At 63.0% G+C, this 13630-nt stretch carries 10 protein-coding genes; 4 read left to right on the top strand and 6 right to left on the bottom strand.

What is annotated here, in order from left to right; translation table 11 throughout:
* Nucleotides 1-83 precede the first annotated feature (83 nt).
* Genes ACYQ0G_RS12565 through ACYQ0G_RS12555 form a run of 3 tightly spaced genes read left to right on the top strand, consistent with a single transcriptional unit; the run spans nt 84 to nt 5084 of the window.
* The gene (locus ACYQ0G_RS12565) at nt 84-2150 is read left to right on the top strand and encodes an alpha-glucuronidase (RefSeq protein ID WP_460103146.1); all 2067 of its coding nucleotides are present in this window, start codon (nt 84-86) and stop codon (nt 2148-2150) included.
* 43 nt (nt 2151-2193) lie between these two features.
* Entirely contained in the window at nt 2194-3306 is a 1113-nt protein-coding gene (locus ACYQ0G_RS12560) for a LacI family DNA-binding transcriptional regulator (RefSeq protein ID WP_460103144.1), read from the top strand.
* The gene (locus tag ACYQ0G_RS12555; RefSeq protein WP_460103142.1) at nt 3303-5084 is read left to right on the top strand and encodes an IlvD/Edd family dehydratase; all 1782 of its coding nucleotides are present in this window, start codon (nt 3303-3305) and stop codon (nt 5082-5084) included. Before ACYQ0G_RS12560 ends, ACYQ0G_RS12555 begins: the two co-directional genes overlap by 4 nt.
* Nucleotides 5085-5112: 28 nt before the next feature.
* Here ACYQ0G_RS12555 and ACYQ0G_RS12550 read toward each other — a convergent pair whose 3' ends face one another.
* Genes ACYQ0G_RS12550 through ACYQ0G_RS12530 form a run of 5 tightly spaced genes read right to left on the bottom strand, consistent with a single transcriptional unit; the run spans nt 5113 to nt 10767 of the window.
* Entirely contained in the window at nt 5113-5961 is an 849-nt protein-coding gene (locus ACYQ0G_RS12550; RefSeq protein ID WP_460103140.1) for an aldose 1-epimerase, read from the bottom strand.
* Between the two features lie 56 nt (nt 5962-6017).
* Complete coding sequence (locus ACYQ0G_RS12545) at nt 6018-7928, bottom strand: sialate O-acetylesterase (protein ID WP_460103138.1); 1911 nt, start codon at nt 7926-7928, stop codon at nt 6018-6020.
* On the bottom strand, nt 7925-8800 hold the full coding sequence (locus ACYQ0G_RS12540) for an SMP-30/gluconolactonase/LRE family protein (protein ID WP_460103136.1): 876 nt from the start codon (nt 8798-8800) through the stop codon (nt 7925-7927). The genes ACYQ0G_RS12545 and ACYQ0G_RS12540 overlap by 4 nt, the downstream gene beginning before the upstream one ends.
* Nucleotides 8800-9585, bottom strand: coding sequence for a D-xylose 1-dehydrogenase (xylB, locus tag ACYQ0G_RS12535; RefSeq protein WP_460103134.1), 786 nt, complete (start codon nt 9583-9585; stop codon nt 8800-8802). Before xylB ends, ACYQ0G_RS12540 begins: the two co-directional genes overlap by 1 nt.
* Nucleotides 9586-9642: 57 nt before the next feature.
* Nucleotides 9643-10767 carry a fumarylacetoacetate hydrolase family protein gene (locus ACYQ0G_RS12530; protein WP_460103132.1) on the bottom strand — a complete coding sequence of 375 codons (1125 nt, stop codon included), beginning with the start codon at nt 10765-10767 and terminating at the stop codon, nt 9643-9645.
* 91 nt (nt 10768-10858) lie between these two features.
* On the opposite strand from ACYQ0G_RS12530, the gene ACYQ0G_RS12525 reads away from it, so the two are divergent.
* Entirely contained in the window at nt 10859-12517 is a 1659-nt protein-coding gene (locus ACYQ0G_RS12525) for a glycoside hydrolase family 43 protein (RefSeq protein ID WP_460103130.1), read from the top strand.
* Between the two features lie 79 nt (nt 12518-12596).
* Here ACYQ0G_RS12525 and ACYQ0G_RS12520 read toward each other — a convergent pair whose 3' ends face one another.
* Nucleotides 12597-13628, bottom strand: a complete 1032-nt coding sequence (locus ACYQ0G_RS12520) for a glycoside hydrolase family 5 protein (RefSeq protein ID WP_460103129.1) — start codon at nt 13626-13628, stop codon at nt 12597-12599.
* Between the last annotated feature and the right edge of the window lie 2 nt (nt 13629-13630).

Raw genomic sequence — 13630 nt, 5'->3', positions numbered from 1 at the left:
GGCGACTTGACTGCCGCCGCCGTTGTGGTAGCGCTACCATGATGAGAGGGAGAAGGCTTGTCAACTGGCTTCAACGCCTGTTTATGGCGATGGCGGTATGCACCGCAGGGACGGCGCCCGCACATGCCGAAGACGGATATGATCTGTGGCTGCGCTATGTGCCCCTGCAAGGCGGGGCGCTGGTAGATCTGCAGGCGAATTCGCCGGTTGCTGCGCTGGCAAATGGCACGACGTCGAGCGCGACTCTCGATATCGCGATGGACGAGCTGTCGCGCGGGTTTGCCGGTCTTCAGGGAGTAAGGGGTCAGCAACCGAAGCCAGGTTCGGTAACGGTTCTGCTCGATTGCGGTGAGGATGTCGGTGACGGACTGCGGGGATATCGTCTGGAATCGGAACTGGACGCCGGGCGGAGCACCTTCGTTGTCGCCGCCGAAGATCACCTCGGGTGCCTTTATGGAAGTTTCGCGCTGCTCCGTGAATTGAGCACTGGCAAGCGACTTTCCGAAATCGCGATCGCAGAAGCTCCGGCGATGCCGATGCGCATGCTCAACCATTGGGACAACCCCGACGGCCACGTGGAGCGCGGCTATGCCGGACGCTCGATCTTCGACTGGTGGCACCTGCCCGAACGCCTCGACCAGCGGATGATCGACTATGCCCGAGCAAACGCGTCGCTTGGCATAAACGGCGTGGTGGTCAACAACGTAAACGCGAAATCCTTCATGCTGGAGCCGCGCTATATCGTTAAGCTCGCGCGGCTTGCCGATGCGTGGCGCCCCTACGGTATTCGCATCTTCCTGTCGGCTCGGTTCAGCGCGCCGCGTGATATCGGCGGTCTCGGAACGGCAGATCCGCTCGACCCGGCGGTCCGTGCATGGTGGCAAGCGAAGGCGGACGAGATCTATGCCGCCGTGCCGGATTTCGGTGGTTTTCTGGTCAAGGCGAATAGCGAAGGGCAACCGGGGCCTCAGGACTACGGGCGCACCCATGCCGATGGCGCGAACATGCTCGCAACGGCGCTGGGGAAGCGGGGCACGTTGGTCTGGCGCGCCTTTGTCTATTCTGCCGAAGACGAGAACGATCGCGCCAAGCAGGCCTATGAGGAATTCGTCCCGCTCGACGGTCAGTTCGCGGACAATGTGATCGTGCAGGTCAAGAACGGCCCGGTCGATTTTCAACCGCGCGAGCCCTTCCATCCGATGTTCGGCGCGATGCCGGAAACCAAGCTGATGCTCGAAGCACAGATCACGAAGGAATATCTCGGTTTCGCAAGCCATCTCGCCTTCCTTGCACCCATGTGGAAGGAAGTGCTGGATGCCGATACCGGCCGCGGCGGAACGGTTGCGCAGATCATCGCGCCGGTGGGCATCGCCGGGGTCGCCAATACCGGATCGGACCGAAACTGGAGCGGTTCGGATTTCGACCAGGCCAACTGGTATGCGTTCGGCCGCCTGGCCTGGGATCCAGACCTGTCGAGCGAAGAAATAGCGAGCGAATGGGCAGCCCAGACATTCACCCGCGATCCTGGCGCGCTAGACACCATTACCGCAATGATGCTGGAAAGCCGCGAGGCGGTGGTGAGCTATATGACCCCGCTCGGTCTTGCGCATCAGATGGACACCGGCCACCATTACGGGCCGGGCCCGTGGGTTTGCGATTTGGCGAGGCCGGAATGGAACCCTTGCTATTACCACCGGGCGGACCGTTCGGGCATCGGTTTCGACCGGACCGAGAGCGGATCGGATGCCTTGTCCCAATATGCACCAACGGTTGCAGCGCAGTGGGCAGATCCCAAGGAAATCGATCCGAAATATCTCCTCTGGTTCCACCATGTCGCCTGGGACGATGTCCTGCCGAGCGGTCGCACGATTTGGCAGGAACTGGTCCACGAATACGATCGCGGGGTGGCGACTGTCGATGACATGGCCCGGAAATGGGCAGGTCTGCGCGGAAAGATAGATGCCGAACGCTATCGCGCTGTGGCAGAAAACCTCAAAATCCAGCAGGCCGAAGCGCGCTGGTGGCGCGATGCGTCCATTGCTTACTGGCAATCGGTCAACGGACTGCCGATGCCCGCCGGGTCTCCTCCTCCAGCCGAAACACTGGAAGCTTACAAGGCCCGCCAATTTCCCGAAGCGCCCGGGCAGTGATGGCCCTTGCCGATCTTGCAAGCATGGCTTTATGGCTCTGCGCATGACCGGAACCGAAGGGACAGCCGCCAGCAGGCGGAAGCGCAGCGCACGCCGCAACAACACCGCACCGACCATCGCCGACGTTGCCCGCGAAGCGCAGTGTTCGCCGATGACGGTCAGCCGGGTCATCAATGGTGAGGAAAATGTGCGCGATCACACGCGCGAAACCGTCCTCGCTGCCGTGAAGAAACTCAATTACGTGCCCAACCGCGCGGCGCGCTCTCTTGCCGGGGGATCGCAGCTCAGGATTGCACTGCTGTTCGATAATCCGTCTGCATCTTACCTCAGCGAATTTCTGATGGGGGCGCTGGAAGAAGCCAGCCGCCGCGACATCTATCTGGTCGTGCAAAGCCAAGAAGCGGTCGCCCACAGCAGCGAACTGGTCCGGGGCCTGATCGAAGGCGGCATCAGCGGTTTCATCCTGCCACCCCCGCTGTGCGACGATCAGCGCGTACTCGATCTGATCGAGGAGGCGGGAGCAACCGCAGTCGCCGTGGGGCCGGGCAAGGCCCGCGGGTCCTATGGATCGGTCCTGATCGATGAATATCAGGCCGCCTATGACATGACCCGCCATATCATTGGCCTGGGCCATGAACGCATCGGCTTCATCATCGGCAACCCCGAACAGATCGCCAGCGGCAGCCGCCTGAAGGGCTATCGCGAAGCGATGGAAGCGTCGGGACTGACCGTCGACGACAACCTGATCGCGCAGGGGCAGTTTACCTACCGGTCCGGCATGGTCGCTGCTGAAAAGTTGCTGAGCGCGGATCATCGCCCCACCGCGATCTTCGCCTCCAACGACGATATGGCCGCCGCGACCGTGGCCATGGCGCATCGTCGCCATCTTGACGTGCCCAACGATATCACCGTTTGCGGCTTCGACGATACCGAGCTGGCCCGTTCGATCTGGCCGGAACTCACCACGATCCGGCAGCCGATCCGGGAAATGACCGCGCAGGCGGTGGTTCTGATTTCGCAAGCCCATAACAAGTCGAGTCGGTCGCTGCGCGGGAAGAGCGAGGAGATCCTCTTCCCCTACGAACTCATCCGCCGCAATTCCGATGCGGGGCCCAGCCTTGCGTCATCCTTCAATCCAAAGGGCGAGAAGCCATGACAGAGCGCAGTGGCGCCAAACTGAGATCGCGTGACTGGTTCGACAACCATGAACGCATGGACATGACCGCCCTCTATCTTGAGCGGTTCATGAATTACGGCGTCACTCCGGAAGAACTGCGCAGCGGCAAGCCGATCATCGGCATCGCGCAAAGCGGCAGCGATCTTTCGCCTTGCAACCGCATTCACCTGGAACTGGCCAAGCGCACGCGCGACGGCATCCGCGATGCAGGCGGCATTCCTATCGAATTTCCTGTCCACCCCATTTTCGAAAATTGCCGCCGCCCAACCGCTGCGCTCGACCGAAACCTGCTTTATCTCGGGCTGGTCGAACTGCTCAACGGCTATCCGATCGATGGCGTGGTGCTCACCACCGGCTGCGACAAGACTACGCCGAGCCAGATCATGGCGGCATCGACGGTCGATATTCCCGCCATCGTGCTCAGCGGCGGGCCGATGCTCGACGGCTGGCACGACGGCGAACTGGTCGGCAGCGGCACGGTGATCTGGCGCAGCCGCCGCAAACTGGCAGCGGGCGAGATCGACGAGGAAGAGTTCCTCAATCGCGCAACCTCCAGCGCGCCGAGCGCGGGGCATTGCAATTCGATGGGCACTGCCAGCACCATGAACGCGGTGGCCGAAACGCTCGGTCTCAGCCTGACCGGCTGCGCCGCGATCCCCGCGCCCTATCGCGAACGCGGGCAAGTTGCCTATCGCACCGGGCGGCGGATCGTGGAAATGGTGCATGAGGATTTGAAGCCCTCTGACATTCTGACGCACGATGCCTTCCTCAACGCGGTCGCCGCAGTCAGCGTGCTGGGCGGATCGTCCAATGCGCAGCCGCATATCCAGGCGATGGCAGCGCATGCGGGCGTGCGGCTGGAGCCGAGCGTGTGGCAGGATCATGGCTACGATCTGCCGCTACTGCTCAACATGCAGCCGGCGGGCGAATATCTAGGTGAACGCTTCCACCGCGCAGGCGGGGTGCCCGCCGTGCTGTGGGAATTGCTGGAAGCGGGCGTGCTCAAAGGCGATGTGCGCACCTGTACGGGCGCCACGATGGCGGAAAACCTCACGGGCCGCGAGACGAAGGATCGCGAGATGATCCGCCCCTTCGCGAATCCGCTGATGGAGAAGGCGGGCTTTCTCGTCCTGTCGGGCAATCTGTTCGATTTCGGCATCCTCAAGACCTCGGTCATCTCGGACGAATTCCGCGCCCGCTATCTCTCGCGCCCCAGCCACGAAGGCGTGTTCGAAGCGCGCGCTATCGTGTTCGACGGGTCGGACGATTACCATCACCGGATCAACGACCCCGATCTCAACATCGACGAGGATTGCATCTTGGTCATACGGGGATCGGGCGTGATCGGCTGGCCGGGAAGCGCAGAGGTGGTGAACATGCAGCCGCCTGACGCGCTGATTCGTGCGGGCACGCAATGGCTGCCGACGCTCGGCGACGGTCGCCAGTCGGGCACCAGTGACAGCCCCTCGATCCTCAATATCTCGCCGGAAAGCGCGGTCGGCGGCGGGCTCGCCTGGCTGCGCACCGGGGACATCATCCGCGTCGATCTCAACGAAGGCACCTGCCACGCCGATGTTGAAGATGCGGAGATCGAACGACGGTTGGCCGAGGAGAGCATTCTGGAAACGCCCGCGCACAATACGCCGTGGGAAGAGCTTTTCCGTGAAAAGACCGGCCAGCTTGGTGAAGGCGGCGTGATGGATTTTGCGCTGAAATATCGCGCCACATCGAGGAAGCTGCCGCGCCATAACCACTGATTATCTGGGGCGGGCCGGGGCTTCGCGCTCAGCCTGCTTCGATCCGCATCGCCACCGAAACGGCACAGCCTTTAGGTGCGCTGGGCACGGAGCCGCTGGCGCGGTTCAGCGCGTCGGGCGGGTGGTTCACCGGCTCGAGGCAGAGTTCGTTTGATCGGTCCGGCGAAAAGATATGCAGGAAGGGGGCGCCCGATGCGGCGACGGTGATGGTCCCCTGATCGTCTGCGATGGTGGCGCGGCCTTTCCAGCCAGTGAAGCAGTGATCGACCAGAGTTTCGGGCAGCGCGCTGCCCTTCGACCATTCGGCCATTGCGTCTGCCGCGTGCACATTTCCATCGGGCAAAAATTCCGCATCTATGCCCAGCATCTCTTCGGCGTCGAAGCAAACCTGTGTGGTCGCAGACCGGCGGAAGTAAGGGTGCAGGCCAAGCCCCAACGGGGCGTCTTCGGTGGCGCGGTTTTCGACCTGCAGCATGATGGTGCAGCCGTCCTCGTCCAACATGATGTGCTGCCGGACAAGATAGGGCCACGGCCATTCGCCGCCCCCGCCATAGGCATGCTCAAGGACAGCAGAGCCGCTATCCTGACGGGCGATGGTCCATGAACTTGTCCAACCAAATCCGTGCAGCGGATGCCGCTGTGGCGCCAAGTTGGGGCCGATCCGCACCTGCCGGTCGCCGAAAGCGAAACGGCCCTCGGCGATGCGATTGCAATAGGGCACGAGCGGGAAACAGGCAGACGCCAGCACCTCATTGGATTGCGAGGGCATTTCACGCAGGATCGGCAGGCGGTCGCGGAAAAGACCTGCAAGACAGCCGCCGGTTTGCGGGCGAATAATGGCCTCCCACGCACCCGCCTTCAGGGTAATGTCAGCCATCGACGGCCTCTATTCCTTGCATGCCATCATCGTCGCAGCCCGATCCGGCCAAAGGCTCATTCTGTGATGGCGAGTTCGAAGCCGGGTATTGCATCCCCATTGCCGTCATAGAGGTTCACCACCGGCGCATCGGCCCAGGCATAGCGTACCTTCGTCACCGGGGCATCGGGGGCGACCGGGATGACCATGCGATCACCCGTCAGTTCCGGCTGGACGAAGCGGCAACTTTCCTGCGTCTCGCCGCATAGCTCCACGCCGAGCACCGCCGCGCCGCCGTAAGAAACGAGTTTGCCGCCGATACCGCTGAACTGAACGATGACGCGGTTGCCCTGGCGTGTCGCGCTTTCAGGCGTCGGCATGTCTCGGCCCATGAAGGCGGCTGCAAGGCGGCGGCCCAGCACATTTTTGTTCGCCGGGTGGATGTCGCTCGGCTCGCCGAGGTCGATTGCTGTTACGAGCGCAGCATTGCGATCACGTTTTACCGCGTCGAGCTGTTCCTGCCGCAAGTCGGCCCAGCTTGAGGGCCCCGGCTGTGACTGTCGCTGGCCGAAATTGGCGAGCTGGACGACGAGCATTCTGGCCTGCTCGCCGAACTGGGCGCGCCAGCCAGAGAACAGCCCTTCAAGGCGCTTGTCGTAATCGGCCTGACCGGCATCGGATTCGCCCTGATACCAGGCCACCGCTGCCAACCGCATCGGGCCGAGCGGGGCGATCATGGCGTTGTGCATCACGCCCGCACCGGCATTGGCATCCCAGGGTGCGCGCGGTGGCACGTCCTGAAAAGGCGCGACGGAATATTCCCAGTCTTCGCCAAGCGGGACGGCTTCGCCGCCATTGCCGGGGGTGAAGAACAAGCGATCGGGTCCGCCGAAGAATCCGCCCATGTCCCAGGCATTGTTGGCGGCAATCAGGATTTCGTTTGCGCCGGCGTTCAGGACTTCGCCGGGCACGCGATAGGTGCGCTCGACACCCCAGCCGAAGGTGTAGCCGACCGGCTGGCCATTGACGAAAGTGAGGTCGAGATCGTCGATTGCGCCGATGGAAAGTTGCCCGCCCTTCGCGGCCTGTTCCTCGGTTAGCGTCAGCGTCTGGCGCAGCCACACATTGGCGCGCGGTTCGGTGTCGAGTCCGGTGCCCGTCCACTCGTTCCAGAAGGAAAAGGCCGGGATCGGCGACCAGTCGAGCACCGAACTGTCACGCCACGGTTCGCGGCCACCGTCCTGCTCGCGCCACCAGTTCATCCAGCGGGGCGCGAAGCTTTGCGTGGCGCGGTACGGATCGGCTTCATAGGCACGGAGTAGGGCGAGCGTGTCTTCGCCGTAGAGGTTGGAGACGGCTTCGGGTGAAAGCCAGGCGCGGGCCGCACTGCCGCCCCAGTTCGAGTGGATGAGGCCGACGGGGACTTCAGGCCGCTCGGCGCGCAGGGTCTTGGCCATGTAGAAACAGGCGGCCGAAAAATCCGCGACGGTTTCCTTGTCGGCGGCATTCCAAGCGACGGGGGAGGCGAAGCTGTTCTGCGGCACGGCGGCCGTGCGTTGCTGCACTTTCAGCAGGCGAATGCCGTCATCCGCCGCGCGGTTGAGTTGGTTGCCCGCATCGAGCGCGCGCGTGACGGGCAGTTCCATGTTCGACTGGCCCGAACACAGGATCACATCGCCGATCAGGATATTCTTCAGCTGGGTTGCGCCGGTCGGGTCGGTCAGGGTGAGCGTGGCGGGACTGGCGCTGGCTGCGCGGGCGGGCAGGGTGACGGTGAAGGCACCTTCCGCATCGGCGCGGGCGCTGGCGCGGGTTTCGCCCATTACCGCAGTGACCGTGGAGCCAGCCTCGGCAGTCCCGGCAATCACGATCGGCTGCCCCTGCTGGAGGACCATGCCATCGCCATAAGCGGGGCCCGGTATGGGCGCGGCGCTGGCGGCGGCAGCGGCGAGCGAGGCGAAGGCGGTGCCGAGGAGGAGGTACTTCATCCCAGCTTCGCCCGCGTCTGCGCGAACCCGGCGACGGGTGCGGCGAAGGCGAACAGGCTGCCCGCTTCGGGATAGCGCTCCATATCGGCAGGCGTCATGTTCTTCGTCGCGCTGGTGACATAGGCAGTGCGGAAATCGGACCCGCCGAAGGCCATCTTGGTCACATCGCGCGCGGGGATATCGATCGTGGTGTCGAGCTTGCCGTCAGGGCTGAAGCGGGCGACCTTGCTGCCCAGATAGACGCCGGTCCACACATAGCCTTCCGCATCGACCACCGGGCCGTCGGGATAGGCATCGGGAAACAGGGCGCCCGTATCGGCGAAAGGCCGCGCTTCGCCCACGCCGCGCGGCGACAGATCGGCGACCATGATCTTCTGATCGCTGGTATTGGTGAAATAGATCCGGTCCCCGGCGGCATTCACCGCAGGGCCGTTGGTGATGGTGATGCCCGAAGGCCCCGCCGCGCGGATATCGCCGCGGTCGAACACATAGAACCGGCCCGAGGCGCTGTTTTCCCCGTCATCCATCGATCCGAACCACACGCGGCCCCACGGGTCGGTGCAGGCATCGTTGAGCCGGTTGGTCGCCGGTTCGCCCGGCACGCTGCCCAGCTTTTCGAACGAGGCGGTTTCGGGATCGAACAGGTAGAGGCCATCCTTCAACCCGCACAGCAATTTGCCGCCTTCCGCCGGGATCGCCCAGCCGATCTGTTCGGGCGCCTTGGCATAGGAATTGCTGCCGTTTGTGGGATCGAAATGCCACAGCCGGTGCCGCTTGATATCCACGAACCACACCACCTGGCGTTCGGCATCCCACAGGACGCCTTCGCCCAGCTTCGTTTCTGCGGGAAGTACTGCCTTTACATCGGCCATCAGCGCCATCCTCCATCAACCCAGTAATTATGCGCGGTGCAATAGCGCGCGTCGTCCGAAGCCAGGAACATGATCATGGCCGCAATGTCGACCGGCTGCAGCCGCCCGTCGAGGCACTGCGCAGCCACGATTTCGGCTTCGCCTTCGGGCGTATACCATTTCATCTGCCGCGGCGTCTGGACATTGCCGGGGATCACCGTGTTCACCCGGATATTGTCGCGGCCCAATTCGCGCGCCAGGCTGCGCGTCAGCCCTTCGATCGCGGCCTTGGCAGTCTGGTAGATCGTGAGATCGGGCAGGCCGAGATGCCAGCTGATCGAACCCATGTTGACGATCGACCCGCCGCCGTTTTTCTTCAGGTGCGGCACGACTGCTTTCGCGGCGAAGAACTGGTGCTTGAGGTTCACCGCCATGCTCTGGTCCCAATAGTCCGAGCTTACCTCTTCGACCGAATGCCGGTCATCGTTGGCGGCATTGTTCACCAGCACATCGCACCCGCCCAGATGGGCGACGATGCCGTCGATCTTGGCGGCATAGCCATCGCAATCGGTAATGTCGCACTGCACGAAATGCGGTGCGATCTCGGCATCGGGGGACAGGCGTTCGACCAGTTCGCGGCCGGGTTCTTCGAGGATATCGAGGAAGGCCACCGCCGCACCCTGGCGCACGAAGCCTTCCACGATCCCTTTACCGATCCCCGATGCCCCACCGCTGACGATGACTTTTCGCCCGCGAAGACTCGGATAGACGGCGCCAAGCGCTGCGTTGCGGGGCTCTTCATTCATGTACTTACGATCCTCGTCCCAAGCGGAAGCGTGCTGTTCTCGATGCACGCGGCGCTCTTAAATTTTGTCGATTAGTCCGCGTCCGGCCAGATTGGTGGCGAAGGCCGCAATGCCCATTTCCCAAGGCGCGGCATCGCGCGATGTGGTGACTGTGTTCTGCAGCGTGCCGATCCGGTCGGATTTGATCGTGACCTTGTCGCCGATCTTATGCGTGAAGCCGGCGCCTTCTTCATCGCGATCCTGCGTCGGCGCGAACAGCGTGCCGCAGAACAGAACGAAGCCGTCGGGATAATGATGTTCGGACAGGCACTGGGCCACCAGGTCCAGCGGATCGCGGCTGATCTGGCCCATGATATTGGTGCCTTCGAGGCGATAGCCATCGGGTCCTTCGATGGTAAGATCGACATTGGCCGACCGCACATCGTCAACGGAGAAATGGTCGTCGAACAGGCGGATGAAGGGGCCAAGCGAGCAGCTGGCGGTATTGTCCTTCGCCTTGGACAGCAGCAGTGCAGACCGGCCTTCGAAATCGCGCAAATTCACGTCATTGCCCAGCGCGGCGCCGACCACTTCGCCATGCGCATCGCAGGCAAGCACCACTTCGGGTTCGGGATTGTTCCAGCTGGAATCGGAGCGCACGCCGATTTCGGCGCCATGGCCCACCGATGACAGCACTGGCGATTTGGAAAAGATTTCCGCATCGGGGCCGATGGCCACTTCCAGATATTGCGACCACATGCCTTCTTCGATCAGCGCGGCCTTCAATTGCATGGCCTCATCGCTGCCGGGCACGACAGAGCGGATGCCCGATCCAACCTTCCCTTCGAGCTGGGCGCGGATTTCGGAAGCCGCCGCCGCATCGCCGCGCGCCTGTTCTTCGATCACGCGTTCGATGGCGGACAGGGCGAAGGTAACGCCAGCGGCCTTGATGCATTGCAGATCGATGGGGGAAAGCAGGCTCCACCCTTCGGGCAGGCCATCGGTCACGGGGCCGATCAGCTTACCGCCATCGAAGGCACGCCGCGCGATGGCACCGGAAACGGACGCAACGCGGTTGGTCAGATCGTAAAGATTGCCCTGTTCGATCAGGATGACGCAGGGGCCATCGGGTGACTGGGCCCGCCCCAGAAAACGCCCGCGCTCGTAATCGGCTGGCAGGCTGTCGGAAATATTGTCGGCCATATTCTGGCTCTTGCCCTCCCTTGTGATAGCGCTACCATAAGCACGAGACCGCGAGGGAACAAGCCCCATCGCGGTCAATGGAGGGAGAGAGATGAAGTTTATTAGCAAAACCGCTTTGCTCGGCTGTGCGGCGGCCCTGTTGCCCGCTGGCGCGGCAGTGCAGGTGCAGGCAAAATCCACCGCCAGTTTCGATTATATGGAATATAAGGCGGTGAACGAAGCGCCCGCTGCCCCGGAAGGCAGCTATCGCAATCCGGTGATCCCGGGCTTCCATCCCGATCCGTCGATCGTGCGGGTCGGCGATGATTTCTATGCCGTCACATCCACGTTCAGCTGGTTTCCCGGCCTGCCGATTCTCCACAGCACCGATCTGGTGAACTGGACGCTGATCGGCAATGCGATCGACCGCCCGGGCCAGATGGATTTCAGCGGGCTGGGGACCAATCGCGGGCTGTTCGCCCCGGCCATTTCCCATCACGATGGCGAGTTCTGGATCGTGAACACCTGCATCGAATGCGGGGACAATTTCGTGATAACCGCCGATGATCCGGCAGGCCCGTGGAGCGATCCGACCTGGCTCGATTTCGGCGGGATCGATCCCTCGCTCTATTTTGCCGACGATGGCACGGCGTGGATCGTCTATAACGATGCCCCGCCGACAGAGCCGCGTTATGAAGGCCACCGCGCCTTGTGGCTGCAGCAATTCGATCTTGATACGATGCAGGTGCTGCCCGAACGCACGCTGCTGGTCGATGGCGGGGTCGATCCGTCGACCAATCCGATCTGGGCGGAAGGGCCGCATATCTATCATGTCGATGGCTGGTATTACCTGCTGACTGCGGAAGGCGGCACGGCGGACCAGCATTCGCAGACCATCTATCGCTCGCGCGATCTGAAGGGGCCTTACGAGCCCGGCGATTTCAACCCGATCCTGACCCAGCGCGATATGCCGGCTGACCGGCCCGACCGGGTGGAGGCGACCGGCCATGCCGATATCGTGCAGCTGGACGATGGCAGCTGGTGGGGCGTCTTCCTCGCCACGCGGCCCTTCGAAGGCCAATCGACGCTGCTGGGGCGTGAAACCTTCCTGCTGCCGCTGGAATGGAAGGACGGCTGGCCGCGCTTCCTCGACCGGGGCGAAGCCGTGCCTATGGTGGCGAAGCGGCCCAATCTGCCAGTGGGCAAGGGCACCCACTGGTCGCAGTGGCGCGAGGATTTCAGCGCGCCGCTATCCGATGAATGGATCGGCATTCGCAACCCGACAGCGGAACAGTCGCTGATGGTCGGCGATGGCAGCCTGCACATGATTTCCGGCAGTGATGCCGCGGGCAGCTTGGGCAAGCCCGCTTTCACGGGCCGCCGGATGCGCCATCCTTCCGCTGATTTCACTACCAGCGTGGATTTCGATCCCGGTTCTTCCAATGATTTCGCGGGACTGCTCGCCTTCATGGACGAAAGCCATTTCCTCGCCTTCGGGCAGGAAGGGGACAGGCTGGTCGTGCGCCTGCGGACCGATGGCGATCAATCGGACGAGGGGGAACTGGTGGCCCAGCAGGCGCTGGGCACGGATGGCCCGATCGAACTGAAGCTCGCCATCAGGGAAGGCGATGCGCAGGCCTGGTGGCGCGCGAAGGGAGCTTCGCAATGGCAGGCCGTCGGCGGCGAAATCGACGTTGAACCGCTCGCCTCGGTCCATGCCGGGCTGTTCACCGGCGTTGTCGTCGGCCCCTATGCCTATTCGAAACGCTAAGGGCTGATCGAACGGTGCGGGCTGGACCGCGCGTGAAGGGGTGCCCGGCGGTAATGCCGGGCACCTTTTTCTTGGGTAATCAGTCTTCCGGCTTCAGGCCGATGGCTTCGAGCATACCGGGCAGCCATTGCCCTTTCTGGTGATCGTAAAAGGGGAAGGTGTTGGTATAGGCCCAGACGCACATGCCGATGCCGGTCGGGGCGAAGGCATCGTGGATCGTGCGGTGATAGGTCACCCGGTCTTCCAGCGGGATATGCCGGTCGAACGCGCCGGTCTCGCCCATGAAGGGCGTCTTGCCGGTGCGCGCCTTGTATGCCTTGATCGCCGCGACATCGCGTTTCAGCATCGCCTCGTCCTCGGCGGTGGGGAAGGTGCGGCCCACCGGCGGAATGTCCGGACCGGCCCATTCCGCACCCTGGTGGGTGTAGGCGAAGGGTTCGTAATAATGGAAGGTCGGGTGGATGTTGGGATCTTCGGGCAGGGGCAGCGTCTCGAGCGATTTGATCCCGCTCCAGTTCTCGCCGCCGATGATTACCGCCCGCGTGGGGTGAAGCTTGCGTATTTCCGCCAGCCCCGGGGCCAGCGTCTGCAGCAGGTTCGAATGGTCGAACTTATTGTGCGGCTCGTTTTCCAGCTCGAACCACAAAGTGTCTTCGGGATAGCCTTCGAACCGCTCGGCGATCTGTTTCCATACGCCGCCGTGCCATTGCGCCACTTCCAGCGGGCGCTCGTAGATCGGATCGAAGTGGTGGCTGTTGAGGATCACGTTGAGATCGGCGGCCAGCGCCCAGTCGACTATCTCCTGCACCCGGTCCATCCAGGCCGCGTCCACCGTATAGGGCGGCTCGCTCAGCGACTTGTTGTGCCAGCGCACCGGGATGCGAATGGTGTCGAAGCCGGCAGCGGCAATCCGCTCCATGTCTTCCTTGGTTACCGTGGCGCCGCCCCAGGCTCCTTCGGTCTCAGGCTCCAGCGTGTTGCCCAGATTGACGCAGGTGCCGACGGGCAGCGGATCCTGCTCAACCGGCGCGGACGGAGTTTGCGCAATGGACTGCGTCGCCAGCGAAGTGGCGCACAGGATCATCGATGATCGCAGCAAAAATCGTTTCATGT

The sequence above is a fragment of the Qipengyuania triglochinis genome, from assembly GCF_054655615.1.
The sequence above is the reverse complement of the archived record's forward strand: the minus strand, read 5'-3'. Positions and strand labels throughout refer to the sequence as shown.